The following is a 17010-nucleotide window of genomic DNA, read 5'->3' on the forward strand; positions in this document are numbered from 1 at the left end:
CTTAAATTTTAAACCAAAGCGCTTCTGATAGAGCTCAATTTACATGAAACGATTTTTAAAGATGCTTAGCATAACGTTTGTTGTACTTTTTGTCAGTGGCTGGGCATTATTATTTTTTTCGTCCAAACCACCCTTATTGCAGGGGATGAGTTTCTCTACAGCCGTGTATGATAGTCAGCATCATTTGCTCAGACTTACATTAAGTCATGACGACAAATTCCGCCTTTTTATACCGCTTTCGCAAACTTCACCCAAACTGATTGATGCAACATTACTGCAGGAAGATCAGTACTTTTATTGGCATTTCGGGATTAATCCGTTGGCCATGCTAAAGGCAGGGTGGCAAACCTACTTTGTGAAATCCCGCCGCCTTGGAGCTTCAACGATTACGATGCAAGTTGCCCGTATTCGTTATCAAATTAATTCAAAAAAAGTATCAGGTAAACTCTGGCAAATAATTCGCGCGTTGCAATTAGAAATGCACTACAGTAAAAAACAAATTCTTGAGGCTTATCTTAATCTTGCTCCTTATGGAGGAAATATTGAAGGCATTGGGGCAGCCAGTTTAATTTATTTTAATAAACAAGCAAGCAAACTGAGTTTACCTGAATCGCTCGCACTCAGTGTTATTCCGCAAAATCCAATTAAACGTTCCTTGCAAAACGAACATCTCAAAGAGAGCCGTTATAAACTGTTTACACGCTGGATAAAGACTCATTCCGAAGATATAAAACAGGAAGCGGCTATTAATCTCCCTTTACAAATGCGTCAGGTACACGACATGCCATTTATTGCACCACATTTGGTTCATTCGGTGCTGAATGATTTTTCATTCAAATCTCAAGAGGTAATTACGACTTTAGATGCGCATTTACAACATACGGTTTCTCGAATTACAAGCCATTACGTCAACCGTAAAAAACACCTTGGTGTTTATAATGCGGCTGCTTTATTAGTTGATACACGCGATATGGGTGTAAAAAGCCTGGTTGGTTCCGTTGATTTTTTTAATAAAGCCATTGGTGGGCAAATTAATGGGACAGAAACAAAACGCTCCCCCGGATCAACATTAAAGCCCTTTGTTTATGGATTAGCATTTGATGAAGGATTAATTCATCCCAATACCGTATTAAAAGACGTGCCGCACAGTTTTGGCAGTTATAATCCAGAAAATTTTGATTATGATTTTATGGGACCGATAAAAGCCAAAGATGCATTAATTTTAAGTCGCAACATACCAGCAATTTACCTTGCCAGTCAGTTAACCCATCACAGCCTGCACCAATTTTTAGTAGAGGCACAAGTTAGTCATTTGAAACCAGAGTCTTATTATGGACTGGCCTTAACCTTAGGGGCAGTGGAATTAACCATGCAAGAGCTTACAACGCTTTATGCCATGCTCGTTAATAAGGGCCAATGGCGTCCATTACGCACACGTCAAGAACAACCCCTTGATGCAGGGAAAGCTTTGTTAAGTCCTGAAGCCAGTTTTTTAGTGTTAGACATATTAAAAGATACTCCACGACCTGAGTCTCACAGTTTTTTTAAACAAAAAGGGACACTTCCCATCTCCTGGAAAACAGGTACTTCTTCAGGATATCGCGATGCCTGGTCCATAGGCTCATTCGGGCCTTATGTGTTAGCTGTGTGGATTGGAAATTTTAACAACAAAGGTAATCGAGCTTTTATTGGCAAGGACATTGCTGCACCATTATTTTTTGAGATAGTTGAAGCAATTCAGCAGGAAAAAGGACCTTTACCTGTTATTGAGCAATATCCGGAATATCTTCGTCTAACACAAATAGAAGTGTGCAAGGCATCAGGAATGCTACCCACACGCTATTGCCAAGATACAGAAATGACCTGGTTTATACCTGCGAAATCACCTATCAAAACCGACAACATTTATCGCGAAGTAGCGATTGATAAACGTACGGGTTTACGTACATGCCATTTCGATGATAATACCCAGTTTAAAGTCTACGAATTTTGGCCAACTGATTTGCTAAGAATATTCAAACAGGCAGGAATTCAGCGTCAAATTCCTCCAACATTTACCCCAGACTGTTCCTCTATCGCCAATACAGGCATGAGCCCTCAAATTACCTCTCCGCAATCCGAGTTAAGTTATATTGTTCGTGTTAATCCATCAGTGAAAACAAAAATTCCGTTTACTGCGATAACGGATGCTGATATTCGAACTATCTATTGGTTCGTCAATGACGTGTTTGTTGGTAAATCCACGCCGGATAAATCGTTTCTTTGGACTGCGAAGGCAGGAAAATATACAGTAAGGGTGGTTGATGATCATGGCTTGTCTGATGCTAGAGAAATTCGGGTTCAACTTACTGGCTAACATTTCTATTAAAATAAGGGTAATGTTAATTGTGGCCCTTCTTTCTCATCATAAGTGCTCTTCATTGAAATGAATTGCTGAATAATAGAAAGGGTCAGTTTAGACTTAAGATCAGAATTTTTAATAAAGAAGTGATAGCCTTTGTAGTCAATGCTTACATAAGCATCTTTAGGGGCTTCTTTGGAAGAATATATCGTCATCATTTCATCCATGACTCTTCGCCAATTAAATTCCCTACCATGATTATCTCGAGTAACCTCTACCCATCCTCTTCGCTTATGTTCTTCAGGTACAATAACACTATGAGATAGCATAGAAATTATGCCCAAAACTGAACGCGTTTGTACATAAACCGCATTTCCGGCAGGTGGTTCAAATTGTTGTGTCAGGATGATTTCTGGTGAAGTTCCTGGAATTCGCAATAGTTTTCTTATCTCTCGAGCTTCGGGCGTGTTTACTGCCTGCTTTGCAAAATAAAGTGAGTAATGCTTGTCTTTACCTTCTTCAATATAGTAATAACCCAATTGATTTTTTAAATGCAACGCTCGAATTAAATCAATGAATCGATCAAATCGTTCATACTGAGGCATAACTTGTGAATCAGGGAAGGAAGCACTACCTATATTGACAAGCGTGTCTATACGTTTAATGACAAGACGCAATAGCGCATCAATTTCTTTATTATCACCATAGCTCATTAAATAAATTTCATTAAGACGGATAGGTTGTAATATGAGCTTCACAAAACCGGAGCTTTCCAAAGGAATATAACTGATTGTGGGGGAGTCTCTGTAATCGGCTCCTGCTTCAGCTTGAAGGGTTCTGCTTCTGAATAACTGATTGTCCCAAAACCAGGATCCTCTTCCAACCGTGTGTGCGCCTAGGGAATATTGACCTGTGATATTACTAATCTGAAGAAAATAACTCGACTCGATATAACGAGCCCTTACGATATTAAATAATATTTGTTTGGCATCTGTATGTTGTAGTGATTGATTATAATCAATACGATCTTTGTTAATGACATGAGGTCCTAAATGACTGCATCCGAAAAAAAAGGAACAAAACAATGCAATCAAAATACTTCTCATGATATCTCACATAACTCCATTTACGCAGAAACCAAGGATGATACCTTATCTGATTAAGTTAAGAAACCGATTATTTTAAAGAGCCGAAGAGTTGACGCCAACGCGTCTGTTCCAACTTAAATAGGAGTAGAGGTTGTTTGAAGGAGATTCTTCACTACGTTCAGAATGACGTTACTATGCACGGAATGATGTTACATAACAGAATGAGTAGCTATAACTGAATTTCGACGTCATCCTGAAAGCGACGTCGTCGCGAAAAGGATCTCCTGAAATATGGCGCAAAGAAGTTTTTCCTACGTTTACCGAGGAGGCTTCTACACTCAGACGGAGAAAGAATAATCCCCCCTTACTAAAAAATAATTCCCAGGGTGATCTCTCGTTGCTCACTCAACAAAACATTGAAAGTGCGGCAGGCAGCCCCAATCGACATACACTCCAAACCAATTCCCTTTTTTGCCAGCACGTCAACGATAGGAAAGGGGGCAAATTGTCCCTGTTGATTATGGCCAATGATAATAATTTTAGGATGAAATTTTAACAGAGGCCACATTGTCTCTTCACTAAGGTCTTGAATCTTTTCAATTGACCAATCTGCAATAATTTCATGGCCACTAACAACCAGGTTGTTGCTATAAGTCACTGAGTCAATCTGTAAAGCTTTTTCATTATAAGCTTGAATTGTATGTTTCTCGTTTGCTTCTAAGCTGATATGCATGGTGTTTAATCGAGCAATAATTTATACTATTCGCTCAGTATAACACAGAGGCGAAAAACATGAGTCAATTTCCCCGTATTAAACGTTTGCCACCTTATGTATTCAATACATTAACTCAGTTGAAATCTGAGGCGCGAGCGCGAGGCGAGGATATCATTGACTTTGGGATGGGTAACCCGGACCAGCCCACACCACAGCATATTGTCGATAAATTGATAGAAACTGTACAACGTCCTGATACGCATCGCTATTCCATGTCAAAAGGCATTCCGCGCCTGCGTCGGGCCATGGCCACTTGGTATAAAAGAAATTATGACATCAATCTTAATAGCGAAACGCAAGTTTTAACTACTATTGGTTCTAAAGAGGGGCTAGCGCATCTTGCTTTAGCAATTAGTGGTCCTGGTGATACTGTTTTAGTTCCCGACCCGGCATATCCCATCCATACTTATGGATTTATCATTGCTGGTGCCAATGTCAAACAAATTCCCTTAATTGATGAAAATCAATTTCTTGAAGCCGTGGAGGTGGCCATCGAGCAAACCTGGCCAAGACCTAAAGCATTGGTGATTAATTTTCCCGCAAACCCAAGCACTCATTGTGTCGATTATAATTTTTTCGAGCGAGTTATAGCATTAGCCAAACGCCACAGTATTTGGATTATTCATGACTTAGCTTATGCAGACATTGTTTTTGACGGCTATAAAGCCCCCTCAATTCTTCAAGTTCCTGGAGCAACTGACATTGCTATTGAAACCTATTCAATGTCAAAATCCTACAATATGCCTGGATGGCGTGTTGGTTTTGCCTGTGGTAATGAAGAGCTTGTAGCGGCCTTAACACGAATTAAATCTTATCTTGATTATGGCACGTTTACACCAATACAAGTGGCTGCGATTACAGCTCTTGAGGGCCCTGATGACTGTGTTCATGAAATTAGAGCTCTTTATGAACAACGGCGCAATATTTTATGTGAAGGCTTGCAAGACATTGGTTGGTATGTAGAAAAACCTAAAGCAACGATGTTTGTCTGGGCTCCCATTCCTGCAAATTATCAACATATGGGTTCCCTGGAATTTTCCAAATACCTCCTTAAGGAGGCTTATGTAGCCGTTTCACCGGGTATTGGCTTTGGTCAGCAGGGAGACGGGTATGTGCGTTTTGGATTAATTGAAAACCATCAGCGAACTCGTCAAGCACTGCGTAATTTAAAGGCTTTATTTAAACGAGATGGCTATTTGCAGGCAGTTTAATGCAAATAGTAATTAACAGTGCAACGGAAGCTCCTCCTGGCAGTCAGTTACTGCCTAGCCAGGGTAGTTATTATCCTAATGCTTTAACCTGCATGGGCTGTGATGCCCACAATCCACCAGTGGCTGAATTACTCTCTTCTTACCATCAACTTGAAGGGAAATGGTTAATTGCCTCTCCCATTCATTGGGAAGCCACACATAACGATGCAATGATTGTCGCTGTTGATGAAATGCTTCATTTAGAGGAGGAAGAATCTCGCCTGTGGTTTTCAGCACTAACTGAGTTTCTTAATGCTAGTGGTATGAATATTTTTTACCATGATGCATACACCTGGCTATTAAGAATGGATGATAAACCGCTTATTCACAGTCAATCTGTCTATCGCATTCTGCATCAATCGTTAATGCCTGTACTTGCTTCACTTGACAAAGGACTCTTTTGGCAACGTTTTATTACAGAGTTGCAAATGTTTCTTAGTTCGCATCCACTTAATTATCAGAGAGCAGGCAAATTACCTATCAATGGATTATGGTTGTGGGGAGATGGTGAATTTAAGCCTGCAAGGAAAGAAAACGTCTTTACTGATGATGAAATTCTTCTTAAAGGTGTAAAACAATTACACCCTTTGCCAAAGCCTCTAATCCCAAGTAAAAATAGTTTGCTACTGATAAAACATCCCCAGCAAATCGATATAGCCTCATTGCAAAAAAATACACAAAATAAATCCGTTCAATGGTATTGGAATAATCTTGCTTACTCACAGGGTCCCACAAAAAGATGGTTCAGATTATGGAGATCATAATTTATGCATATTAAACAACGAAAAGTACCCCCATTAACTTCATCTTTATCCGAATATCCCCCTTTTCTTCAACGAATTTTTGCTTCTAGAGGCATTCAGGAAGCCAGGCAACTTGATAAAACATTCCAAGCTTTATTACCCTTCAATTCACTTCTTGATATTGAAAAAGCCGTTATCCGTTTAGAGCAGGCTTTACGTATGCAGCAGCGCATTTTAATCATTGGTGATTTTGATGCAGATGGCGCTACGTCAACAACGCTAGCGGTCTCTGCACTGCGTGTAATGGGAGCCTCCCACGTTGAGTTTTTAGTGCCCAACCGATTTGATTTTGGTTATGGCTTAACACCTGCCATTGTTGACGTTGCAAAAAAATGGCAACCTCATTTAATTATTACTGTAGACAACGGTATTGCCAGTATCGATGGTGTAAATGCAGCCAACTCACAAGGTATTGACGTATTAGTTACCGACCATCATTTACCAGGTGAGGTTTTACCTAAAGCTTGTGCAATTGTGAATCCAAATCAGCCCAATGATCCATTTCCCAGTAAGTCAATCGCAGGGGTAGGTGTTATTTTTTATGTCATGCTTGCCTTAAGAAGACAACTGGCAAAAAATGAGTGGTTTAAAGAGCAGGGGTTGACTGAACCAAATATGGCTCAGTTTCTGGATTTGGTTGCGCTTGGTACTGTAGCTGACGTAGTTCCGCTGGATCAGAATAATCGGATCATGGTTAATCAAGGATTAGCTCGTATTCGACAAGGACAGTGTCGTCCTGGAATAAAAGCATTAATCGAAATTGCCGGTCGTGATTGCACTCGCCTTCGGGAAAGCGATTTAGGGTTTGCTGTTGCGCCTCGCCTTAATGCAGCAGGGAGACTTGATGATATGTCTTTAGGCATCGAATGTCTTTTAGCTACTGATATCCAAAAAGCACGCACGCTGGCAGCGCATTTGGATGAATTAAACCAGGAACGTCGGGTTATTGAAGCTGAAATGAAAGAGCAGGCTATGTTGGCAGTGGATAAACTAACAAAAACGATAGAAAATTCACACTTACCTGCCGCCTTATGTCTGGTAGATCCTCAATGGCATCAAGGTGTTATCGGTATTCTTGCAGGGCGGCTTAAAGAGAGATACCATCGGCCAGTGATTGCTTTTGCTAAAGTAAGCGATACCGAATTTAAAGGCTCAGCGCGTTCCATTGCGGGTTTAAACATTCGTGATGTACTAGCAGCTGTCGATAAGGATAACCCCGGACTTATTACAAAATTTGGCGGACATGCAATGGCTGCAGGACTAAGCTTGATGCCAGGATCTTTTACCGCTTTCCAACAAGCTTTTATAGCTGAAGTAGATAAGCACATTGATGTGAGCCAGTGTCAGGGAGAATTGTGGACGGATGGCTCATTAAACCCGCAGGAACTCACATTTGAAACAGCCTTACTTTTACAAAATGCGGGTCCGTGGGGACAACAATTTCCTGAACCTTGTTTTGACAATATTTTTGAAATTCTAGAACAACGCCTAGTTGGACAACATCATTTAAAACTTAGCTTGGCTCATCCAGACGGGGGAGTGTTTGACGCTATTGCATTTAACATTGATGTAAATCAATGGCCGAATCATCGGGCACGCCAGGTTCATGCAGCTTATAAACTTGATATTAATTCTTATCAAGGTAGAACTCGGTTACAACTGGTTATTGAAGCTCTGAAAGTGTATAATTAGCGCTTGTTGCCTTTAAATTAACCGATATCCTTAATATCGTTGTGTGGGAAGCTAAATTTGTCAGCCGCATTAATTTCTCCATTATCCATTGCTCCAATGATTGATTGGACGTATACGCATTTTCGTGTATTTATGCGTCTTATAGCACCTCGTGCCCTTTTATATACTGATATGCAAACAACAGGTGCCATATTAAATAATCCCAATCGCGCGCTTTCATTTAATTCAATCGAGCATCCATTAGCCTTACAACTGGGTGGTGCTGATAAAGACAAATTAGTCATGTGTGCCAAACTTGCTCAAGATGCAGGTTTTGATGAAATTAATTTAAATTTAGGTTGCCCCAGTGATAAAGTTCAAGCGGGCCGCTTTGGTGCTTGCATGATGAATGAACCAGAGCAGGTGGCAGCTTGCATTAGTGCTATGAAATCTGCCGTTTCAATTCCTGTTACGGCCAAAACCAGAATTGGTGTTGATAATCAGGACAGTTATGATTTTTTTGCTGGTTTTGTACATCAACTGGTTAATGCAGGTTGCGATAAACTAATTGTTCATGCCCGAAAAGCGTGGCTTTCTGGGTTAAACCCTAAGCAAAATCGTACTATTCCTCCCATTAACTATGAGTTTGTTTACAGAATTAAAAAAGAACTCCCTTCGCTGCCGATTGTTATTAACGGTAATATCAACACGCTCCAGGGAATCGATCAACACATGGTTTCCGTGGACGGTGTCATGCTTGGAAGGTTAGCTTGTCAAAATCCCTATGCATTAGCTGTTATTCACCAATACTACTACCCCGAAGTCCCAATTCGATCCCGTTATGAAATACTGCAGAATTATATACAATATATTGAGTCTGCCTTTTCTCAAGGTACGGCTTTAAGTGTGTTACTAAAACCTTTGTTTAATTTTGCGCATGGACTAGCCGGAGCCAAGCAATGGAAAGAAGTATTAATGAGTATTCAGCAAAATAAACAAATTGCAAAATTGCAGGATGCAATTACTATGTTTACGGCCCTGGAACCAGTATAGAAAATAATGAAAAAATTATTAATCTTGTGCCTCTTTGCATTTATCTCAAATACTTATGCCTACATTTGTTTTCCTGGCTACCATTACAGTCAGGATTATATTTTTGAAGCGCCTTGCGATTTTGATCGTTTTAAGGATTTATACAATGGAAGAACCTATAATTTAGAATGTTATCAAGGTTGGATTTACTATTATTATTGTATAAAAGATTAAAAATGGACGTGAATTTATAGTTAACTTCTACGCTTTAAAACCAATCTGGTAGATATCTTTGCTATTTCAATAAAACAATCATGCTTTACATGGCATTTTTAGCAAATTTCTAGTAAATTAAGCAGTTTTGAAGCTGGACTTGTCTAGAGGATTATCAAGGCTATGTTAAATACCCTGATGAAAAAAATGTTTGGTAGCCGCAATGAGCGTACTTTGCGTCGAATGGAAAAAACAGTGGAAGCAGTCAATGCGTTTGAAGCACAGATGCAGGCACTGTCAAATGAAGAATTAGCAGCTAAAACTGCGCAGTTTAAGGCGCGCCTGGCTGATGGTGAGACCCTGAATGAACTGCTCGCCGAGGCCTTTGCTGCGGTAAGAGAAGTTGCCGTGCGAACATTAGGGCTGAGGCATTTTGATGTGCAGCTCATCGGGGGGATAGTGCTCCATGAGGGAAACATTGCTGAAATGCGCACTGGGGAGGGTAAAACCCTGGTCGCGACTCTTCCTGCTTATTTAAATGCACTTACCGGACGAGGCGTCCACATTGTTACGGTTAACGATTATCTTGCTAAACGTGACAGCCAATGGATGAAACCTATCTATGAGTTTTTAGGCCTGACAGTGGGTGTTATATACCCGGATATGCCCCACCCTGAAAAGCAAGCGGCTTATCGTGCCGATATCGTTTACGGAACCAATAATGAGTTTGGTTTCGATTATTTGCGTGACAACATGGCTTTTAGTCTAGACGATAAAGTACAGCGAGAATTAAATTTTGCTATTGTTGACGAAGTTGATTCTATTCTCATTGATGAAGCGCGAACCCCATTAATTATTTCAGGTGCTGCTGAAGGAAGTTCTGAACTGTACAGAAAAGTTAATGAATTAATTCCTCATCTTAAAAAACAGAATGAAGAGGGCGATGGTGGCCATTATACTGTCGATGAAAAACAAAAACAGGCTCATCTTACCGAGGCAGGACATCAATACGTAGAAGATTTACTCACTGAAAGAAATCTTATTGATCCAGGCGAAAGTCTCTATCATGCAAGTAATATTATATTAATGCACCATGTTAATGCTGCGTTAAGAGCGCATACCATGTTTCATCGTGATGTAGATTACATTGTCAAAGACAATCAAGTGGTTATTGTTGATGAACACACAGGCCGTACCATGTCGGGCCGTCGTTGGTCTGAAGGATTACACCAGGCTATCGAAGCGAAAGAAGGTGTTGCCATTCAACATGAAAACCAAACTCTGGCTTCTATCACATTCCAGAATTATTTCAGGCTGTATAATAAATTAAGCGGCATGACAGGAACAGCAGACACAGAGGCATACGAATTTCAACAAATTTATAATCTTGAAGTGGTCGTTATTCCCACTAACAAGCCCATGCGCCGTCATGATCAACCTGATCTGGTTTACTTAACACAGCAAGATAAATACGAAGCGATTATTGAAGACGTAAAAGATTGCGTGGCAAGAAAACAGCCCGTATTGGTTGGTACTGCCTCCATTGAAGCCTCTGAATTATTAAGTAATCTCATGAAAAAAGCAGGCTTAAAGCATCAGGTATTGAATGCCAAATTCCATGAAAAAGAGGCTCAGATCATTGCAGAAGCCGGGCGGCCAGGGGTGGTAACAATTGCTACGAATATGGCTGGGCGTGGTACAGATATTGTGCTGGGCGGCAGCCTATCCGCCGAACTTGCCGCCTTACCTCCTGAAGCAACGGATGCACAGCGCCAGGCAATTAAAGCAGATTGGCAAAAGCGTCATGACGCTGTCCTTGAAGCAGGGGGCTTAAGAATTGTTGGTTCTGAACGCCATGAATCACGACGTATTGATAATCAGCTTCGCGGCCGTTCAGGGCGTCAGGGTGATCCGGGAAGCAGTCGTTTTTACCTTTCACTAGATGATAATCTAATGCGAATTTTTGCTTCTGAGCGAGTCGCTGCAATGATGCGTCGTTTAGGGATGAAGCCAGGAGAACCTATTGAACATAATTTGGTTACTAAGGCTATTGAAAATGCTCAACGTAAGCTGGAAGGTCATCACTTTGACGTTCGTAAACAATTGCTTGATTATGACAATGTTGCTAACGAGCAAAGGAAGGTAATTTACAGCCAGCGCGCCGGTCTCATGGCTGTGAAAGATCCTCAAGAAGTCGTAGAAGCTATGCGCCAAGACGTTATCTATGGTTTGGTGGATAACTTTATTCCACCGCAAAGTTTAGAAGATCAATGGGATTTAAAAGGTTTATCTCAAACACTAGCCGAAGATTTCAAAATTAAAGCGAATATTAATGAATGGGTAGAGGCTGACCATAGTCTGCAACCTGAAGAAATTCGTGAAAAAATTTATAAGCTTGCAGTTGACCGTTACCACGAAAAAGAACAATTAACAGGAAGGGAAGTACTCGCTGACTTTGAGAAATCGGTTATTCTACAGACACTTGATAACCATTGGCGAGAACATTTGGCAGCAATGGATCACTTACGTCAGGGAATTCATTTACGAGGTTATGCCCAGAAGGATCCTAAACAAGAATATAAACGTGAAGCATTCACACTGTTTTCCATGATGTTGGATAATTTAAAATATGAAATTGTCCGCTTACTATCTTCAGTTGAAGTACAAACAGCGGAGGATGTTAACGCCGTAGAAGAACAACGTCGTGCAGAGCAAGTACAAAAAATGCAATTTCTTCATCAAGAGGGTGATGCTGGGAATAGGGAGCAAACGGATACGACATTTAGACGGGCCGAAAGAAAAATAGGCCGAAATGATCCTTGTCCTTGTGGCTCCGGTAAAAAATACAAATCATGCCACGGAAGTTTAGTTTGAAAGTAGCCGTTGCAGTTATACTTAATCAATCAGGTGAGGTACTCATTACACGCAGGCCATCCCATGTTCCTCATGGAGGCCTGTGGGAATTTCCAGGAGGTAAAGTTGAACCTGATGAAACGCCTGCTGAAGCGCTTGTTAGGGAAATAAAGGAAGAAGTAGGTCTTGAAATTCTTTCATTTCGTTTTTTGGAAGAAATTACTCATGCCTATAGTACAAAGGTTGTTAGTTTACTCATTTTTGTAGTGAGAGATTATAAAGGAGAGCCTCATTGTCTTGAGTCCCAAATGGATCTTCGCTGGGCTACTATTAGCGACCTAACTACTTATGAATTCCCTGAGGCGAATATCAAAATCTTTGATTTATTGCACGGCCTCGAAACAGTTAATTAATCAGGTTTAAAAAACTGTAAAGACAATAAATCAATAACACTATCCTTCACCATGCAATAAGCATCTTTGTTAATTTCGGCAGAGGCTAATCTCTCCTTAAATTGCATGTAGGCAAAACGAGCATTCTTATTTGCAGTCATAAAATCTCTGAATTGTATAGCGAACTTCCAATTCAAACTGTTGTAAATACGAATATGAATATTATATTTTTGGTTGTTCCATACCCCAGAAAAAAAGCGCTTTTCCCAATTCGAGTTAAAATAATCTTCCGACTGAAAAGGAACGTGATCCTGCCGTATTGAGTCAATAAAGGTAAAACCAAGAGATTCGAGTACTAATTTAATTTGATTTATTCTGTCAAATGTACTAATAGCACATTGTATGTCGATAATATCTTTTGCAGGTGCTTCTGGAATGGACGTTGAACCGATGTGAGCGATTTCTAAAATTAAGTTATTGGTAAGCGATAATAATAAATCCCTTAATTGTTTAAAATTGTCATTCCATTTTGGGTTATACGGCAAAAGTTCAATCATACTTAATACCAAGGGTAATACTAGGGCGGCCTCTGTATTATCTCGTCTTATTCACATAAGTACAAGTTAGGATCATTTTCGACAATAGCTTGAATGTAGTCTGGTTGACGTCTTAACGACAAAAGCTATCGAAAGAAATGTGTCCTTTGCTACTGGCTCTTTTATTTGGGGTCGAAATAAGCGATTCGATGTGCCCGAAGACTTTCCAAGTCCAAAGCGGTTGCCGTAGAATCCGAAGCACTGCCTAGACGCGAGCTGCCAAAAAAACGGCTTGTAGAGACTTGCGCGGGAGTATCTTTCTTTAAGTTATAGTTTTTCGAGTGATTCAATTCCAGCATAGAATAGACCATATTTACATAGAGTTGTCTATCTGCATAAAACCTATCTCTTACCTCTTGTTCATCATCAGTATAAAAAAGTGTGGTAAACGGATCTACGCTTATGATTTTACAGGATTTTAATGAGCGACATTCTTCAGGTGCCTTAGTTACATCCAATCCAGAGGAAATGGCTTTAAAGAGTGATAAATTTAGTAAAGAGGGTACTCCTGAATTAACTCCAGTCGGTATACCGTAATTTGCTTTTTTATGGGGATCTTGTTCGTGAAGCACTTTTATACCTTCTTCACTAATTTGATTATGATGAATAATTAATTCCTGGATGTTTTGAATAGATGCTAAGATTTTTGCACCAACATCAGTAATTTGATTATGACAGAGATCTAGATGAGTAATTTCTGGATGTACCATTAGGAAATTACAAATTAAAGGAATATCCGAATCAGTAATGTTAAGGTAAGATAAAGTCAGCTGCTCCTCGCATCTTTTTCGTTTAATCATATCAATAGTCAACATATCAATCTCTTTGTGTATTCTATGAACAACTAGCATGCTAAATGATTTTATCAAAAAGGAAAAAAGAAATTTTTTCGCATCTCCATTCCATTTTAGAATGCTATAAAAAGCTTGAAAGTGGCCTCTGGCGACATCTCTGTGCGGAACAAAAATTTAGAGTCGCGTCATTGTGAGCCAGCGAAGCCATCTAGTACGCTCTTTGAACAAAATAGCTTCACTTCGTTCGAAAACTTGGTCCTGAATAGAGTTGCGATATATCTAACACTTGTCTTATTAATATTTTGTTAATAACGAATGTATATAATTTATACATAACTTAACGTTTTTTACTTTGATGCGTAATAAATTTAATGAAGAGGATGCCGCTGCTGATGTTGCTATTGTAGGACTAGGTCCAGGTGGGTTATCTGCTGCTCTTGAAATAGCACATCAAGGAAAAGAAGTGCTTGTCTTCACAAATCGAGAGCACTACATTCGCGGACAACGCTTAATTTTAACCCGCGAGACAGAGCAATTTTTGTTAAAACATTTTGACCATCAGAATCCTTTGGATGTTACATTTTGGAAAAAATATGGTCTAGAGAAAACATTACAGACCAAAGACATTGAAAAATATCTTTATCGCAAACTAAGTAAATTACCTAATGTTACTATTGTTAAAGTGCCTAAGAATAGCGATCATGCTATTCAAAAAATAACCCAGGGAGCAGAGGGAAATGCTGATTGTTTAGTCCTGAATAATAATGAAAAATATTACTTTCATAATCTTTTAGGTGCTGACGGTGCGTGGCATTCTACAGCAAACCTTGTTGCCGATTGTTTTAAACAGCCCATTGAATACGAATTAGCAACCTCTCAAGAAAGACACCCTTATCATGCTGTTGTACAGCTTAAGTTGAAATCTAACGTAAACCCTAATAAAAAGCAGTTTCAAACAGATGTCATCAATGAAATGCAGTTTTTAGCATCGCAAGGATGGCAAGAAAGTTATTCACCTAAATATTACATATTTACCAATGCTGCCTGTACCAAATTTTATTTTGCAGGTGAAATTCCACAACAAATTTTTGCTGCTTCAAAACCAGAACAGACAGAACTTTTAAAAAAATGGGCTTCTTCATTTATAAAAAAGCACTATGGTTTCGATGAGGAGCACCTTGAGTATAGGGAAAGTAAAAATACACCCGCAAAGGATAAGCTACAAACAACAGTTTTTTCAATGACCATAGAAGTTTGCAAAACAGCCGTTCTAAATTTGAGTAATGGTGTATTTGCACAAATCGGTGATGCCAGGCGGCCGCCTAATTATAATCTGGCACATGGTGTCAATGATGCAATTATAGGAGGATTATTGTTTGCCAAGGCAATGTCTTCAACTCCATTTGCAGAGGAAAGCTTCAAAAAATCCCTTAAGGATATGGATGATGAGATTGAAAATAAAATGCAAGAAATTAAGCTAACCCGAAAAGATGCAAAAGAAAAAGCAAAGAAAAAATTAATAGATGCCATTGATAACTTACTTTTACTTCTTCAAAGTAATTCTGAGAATACCCCTTTATCCATTTCTAAGCTTGAACTTGCCAAGCAAACTTTTGAAACAACAGGTCAGCTAGCAGTAATGTATGACGCGCTCAATGAAATGAAATCTATTATTGAAAACGCGCAGAATGTCAGTATTTTTTATTGGGCCTATACTCTAATTAATTGCTGTGCAAATTCAGAAGCTCACTTAAAAACAACAGGCTTTAAAGAGGTTATAAATACGTTAGAATCGTTTTTACAAGAAAAGCAACCTTCATCTCTTTAAGTCAGGGCCCGAACGCATCGTACGCCGCGTTGTTCAAACTTGTCATCCCTATCCTGCGTGGTTCCACCGATCAAAAAAAGTTGTGCCCAAGCTGCGCCAGCAGGGTTAATAGACCCTTCCGTGGATGACCAGTAAACCCCAAACAAATTCCCTACATTGTTCTCCACCAAGTTGGATTGCATATTTTGCAGGCGTGGGTTTGCTTGTGAACCACAACCGCTTCCTGTAGAAAACGCATCATAGCCCATTTCACAAATCGCAGGTAAATACCAGTCCGAATAACCACCAATGGTGGCTTCACAGAGGCCTGCGGCATAATAAGATAAATTAACGGCCAGATTTGTTTGGGGCGGTGAATAGTAAGTTATAATAACGTTACTATTACAAGCTCCCTCGATTGCTCCGTTACAAGCACTAGGAGGATTAACGGATGTTTCTAAGATACCAGGAATAATGTCTAAAGCAGCATCACCGGTAGTTCCCCCATTACCATTAGAACTCCATATAATTCCACTCATTGGGAAGGATTGATCAACTAAAGCTGCCACTTTTCCACCAATGCTACCACTATTTGGGGTACTGTCATCAATGGCAAATAGAAAACCGGATTGATAAACGCTGCCATAAGTTAGAATGTTAATTGTTGGTTTCAAACTATTGGTGTTATCCCCTTCAATCGTTAAAGTGATTGGTGTTGGATTAGTATTACCGGGGGCTGCACTGGGTGATGCTCCTGGATTAATTCTTAACGTACACTTTCCGCCTGGAGCAATAGTTCCACAGCGAGTTGGAGTAATGGTCGTTCCTGTTGGCAAGGCAGCTGCTCTAAATGCAGATGAGGTTTTATAAGTCACATTGAATGCAGACTCATTACCTCTATTAGTAATTGTAATAATGCGTGGAACACCATTTGTTTGTAGCGCCAAAGTTGAAACACTGCTTGAAAGTATCGTATTGCCAGGTTCTGCTACCAGCTTCACGTTAAGAATATCGTCGGAAGAGGGTTGATAACATTCCAAAGGATTTTGCTGTTCACACACATTAGGTCCACCCACTATATCTCTATTAAGGTTTCTTCCTGTAATACGAAGTGTGAGTAAACAAGATTGATGATACGCCAATGTAAAATGTTTCGGGCAATTATCATTGGTTATTACTTGCGTAACACCTTTAATTGGTGTCATTACCAAAGTATGTGTTTTTCTGGATTGATTGGTTACTGTGTATTGTACAGTGGCAACACCACTAGATGTTATTGTTATAGAAGTTTTTGTTTGCGGTAAGAAAGTCCAAACCGCTTTTTTTGCTTGCGCTGTGTTTAATACTAATAGCGCAACAACAGTAACAAACAATTTACCAGTGATGTTCATGGCC

General features: G+C 39.7%; 13 protein-coding genes. 8 read left to right on the forward strand and 5 right to left on the reverse strand.

The window, feature by feature from the left end; genetic code table 11:
• Positions 1-43 precede the first annotated feature (43 nt).
• Positions 44-2356 (forward strand): penicillin-binding protein 1C, encoded by a 2313-nt coding sequence (gene pbpC / locus Ljam_RS12250; RefSeq protein ID WP_058450295.1) that lies wholly within the window; start codon positions 44-46, stop codon positions 2354-2356.
• Between the two features lie 8 nt (positions 2357-2364).
• On the opposite strand, the gene Ljam_RS12255 is transcribed toward pbpC, so the two are convergent.
• Both Ljam_RS12255 and Ljam_RS12260 read right to left on the reverse strand, forming a co-directional pair.
• Complete coding sequence (locus Ljam_RS12255; protein ID WP_058450296.1) at positions 2365-3447, reverse strand: hypothetical protein; 1083 nt, start codon at positions 3445-3447, stop codon at positions 2365-2367.
• 349 nt (positions 3448-3796) lie between these two features.
• Positions 3797-4162, reverse strand: coding sequence for an Mth938-like domain-containing protein (locus Ljam_RS12260; RefSeq protein WP_058450297.1), 366 nt, complete (start codon positions 4160-4162; stop codon positions 3797-3799).
• A 59-nt stretch (positions 4163-4221) separates the two neighbouring features.
• On the opposite strand from Ljam_RS12260, the gene alaC reads away from it, so the two are divergent.
• From alaC to mutT, 6 genes are all read left to right on the forward strand, one after another.
• Complete coding sequence (gene alaC, locus Ljam_RS12265; protein WP_058450298.1) at positions 4222-5415, forward strand: alanine transaminase; 1194 nt, start codon at positions 4222-4224, stop codon at positions 5413-5415.
• A complete protein-coding gene (locus Ljam_RS12270; RefSeq protein ID WP_058450299.1) occupies positions 5415-6218 on the forward strand; it encodes a hypothetical protein in 804 nt (267 codons plus the stop codon). The genes alaC and Ljam_RS12270 overlap by 1 nt, the downstream gene beginning before the upstream one ends.
• A gap of 3 nt (positions 6219-6221) precedes the next feature.
• The gene (gene recJ / locus Ljam_RS12275; protein ID WP_058450300.1) at positions 6222-7949 is read left to right on the forward strand and encodes a single-stranded-DNA-specific exonuclease RecJ; all 1728 of its coding nucleotides are present in this window, start codon (positions 6222-6224) and stop codon (positions 7947-7949) included.
• Positions 7950-8006: 57 nt separating this feature from the next.
• The gene (gene dusA / locus Ljam_RS12280) at positions 8007-8981 is read left to right on the forward strand and encodes a tRNA dihydrouridine(20/20a) synthase DusA (protein ID WP_074881794.1); all 975 of its coding nucleotides are present in this window, start codon (positions 8007-8009) and stop codon (positions 8979-8981) included.
• Positions 8982-9356: 375 nt separating this feature from the next.
• Positions 9357-12047, forward strand: a complete 2691-nt coding sequence (secA, locus tag Ljam_RS12290; RefSeq protein ID WP_058450302.1) for a preprotein translocase subunit SecA — start codon at positions 9357-9359, stop codon at positions 12045-12047.
• On the forward strand, positions 12026-12439 hold the full coding sequence (mutT, locus tag Ljam_RS12295) for an 8-oxo-dGTP diphosphatase MutT (RefSeq protein WP_058450303.1): 414 nt from the start codon (positions 12026-12028) through the stop codon (positions 12437-12439). The genes secA and mutT overlap by 22 nt, the downstream gene beginning before the upstream one ends.
• Here the strand turns inward: mutT and Ljam_RS12300 are convergent.
• Both Ljam_RS12300 and Ljam_RS12305 read right to left on the reverse strand, forming a co-directional pair.
• Entirely contained in the window at positions 12436-12975 is a 540-nt protein-coding gene (locus tag Ljam_RS12300) for a GrpB family protein (protein WP_058450304.1), read from the reverse strand. The two genes, mutT and Ljam_RS12300, sit on opposite strands and share 4 nt — an antisense overlap.
• Positions 12976-13136: 161 nt before the next feature.
• Positions 13137-13829 carry a leucine-rich repeat domain-containing protein gene (locus tag Ljam_RS12305; protein ID WP_058450305.1) on the reverse strand — a complete coding sequence of 231 codons (693 nt, stop codon included), beginning with the start codon at positions 13827-13829 and terminating at the stop codon, positions 13137-13139.
• Positions 13830-14163: 334 nt separating this feature from the next.
• Between Ljam_RS12305 and Ljam_RS12310 the strand changes: the two genes are divergently transcribed.
• Positions 14164-15636, forward strand: a complete 1473-nt coding sequence (locus Ljam_RS12310) for an FAD-dependent oxidoreductase (RefSeq protein WP_058450306.1) — start codon at positions 14164-14166, stop codon at positions 15634-15636.
• Here Ljam_RS12310 and Ljam_RS12315 read toward each other — a convergent pair.
• Complete coding sequence (locus Ljam_RS12315; protein ID WP_058450307.1) at positions 15633-17006, reverse strand: Lcl C-terminal domain-containing protein; 1374 nt, start codon at positions 17004-17006, stop codon at positions 15633-15635. The genes Ljam_RS12310 and Ljam_RS12315 overlap by 4 nt on opposite strands.
• Positions 17007-17010 lie beyond the last annotated feature (4 nt).

Source organism: Legionella jamestowniensis (assembly GCF_001467745.1).
GTDB lineage: Bacteria > Pseudomonadota > Gammaproteobacteria > Legionellales > Legionellaceae > Tatlockia > Tatlockia jamestowniensis.

Coding starts and splice junctions, on each gene's coding strand:
- pbpC (WP_058450295.1), top strand. CDS start 44: ATGAAACGATTTTTAAAGATGCTTAGCATAACGTTTGTTGTACTTTTT.
- Ljam_RS12255 (WP_058450296.1), bottom strand. CDS start 3,447: ATGAGAAGTATTTTGATTGCATTGTTTTGTTCCTTTTTTTTCGGATGC.
- Ljam_RS12260 (WP_058450297.1), bottom strand. CDS start 4,162: ATGCATATCAGCTTAGAAGCAAACGAGAAACATACAATTCAAGCTTAT.
- alaC (WP_058450298.1), top strand. CDS start 4,222: ATGAGTCAATTTCCCCGTATTAAACGTTTGCCACCTTATGTATTCAAT.
- Ljam_RS12270 (WP_058450299.1), top strand. CDS start 5,415: ATGCAAATAGTAATTAACAGTGCAACGGAAGCTCCTCCTGGCAGTCAG.
- recJ (WP_058450300.1), top strand. CDS start 6,222: ATGCATATTAAACAACGAAAAGTACCCCCATTAACTTCATCTTTATCC.
- secA (WP_058450302.1), top strand. CDS start 9,357: ATGTTAAATACCCTGATGAAAAAAATGTTTGGTAGCCGCAATGAGCGT.
- mutT (WP_058450303.1), top strand. CDS start 12,026: ATGCCACGGAAGTTTAGTTTGAAAGTAGCCGTTGCAGTTATACTTAAT.
- Ljam_RS12300 (WP_058450304.1), bottom strand. CDS start 12,975: ATGATTGAACTTTTGCCGTATAACCCAAAATGGAATGACAATTTTAAA.
- Ljam_RS12305 (WP_058450305.1), bottom strand. CDS start 13,829: ATGTTGACTATTGATATGATTAAACGAAAAAGATGCGAGGAGCAGCTG.
- Ljam_RS12310 (WP_058450306.1), top strand. CDS start 14,164: ATGCGTAATAAATTTAATGAAGAGGATGCCGCTGCTGATGTTGCTATT.
- Ljam_RS12315 (WP_058450307.1), bottom strand. CDS start 17,006: ATGAACATCACTGGTAAATTGTTTGTTACTGTTGTTGCGCTATTAGTA.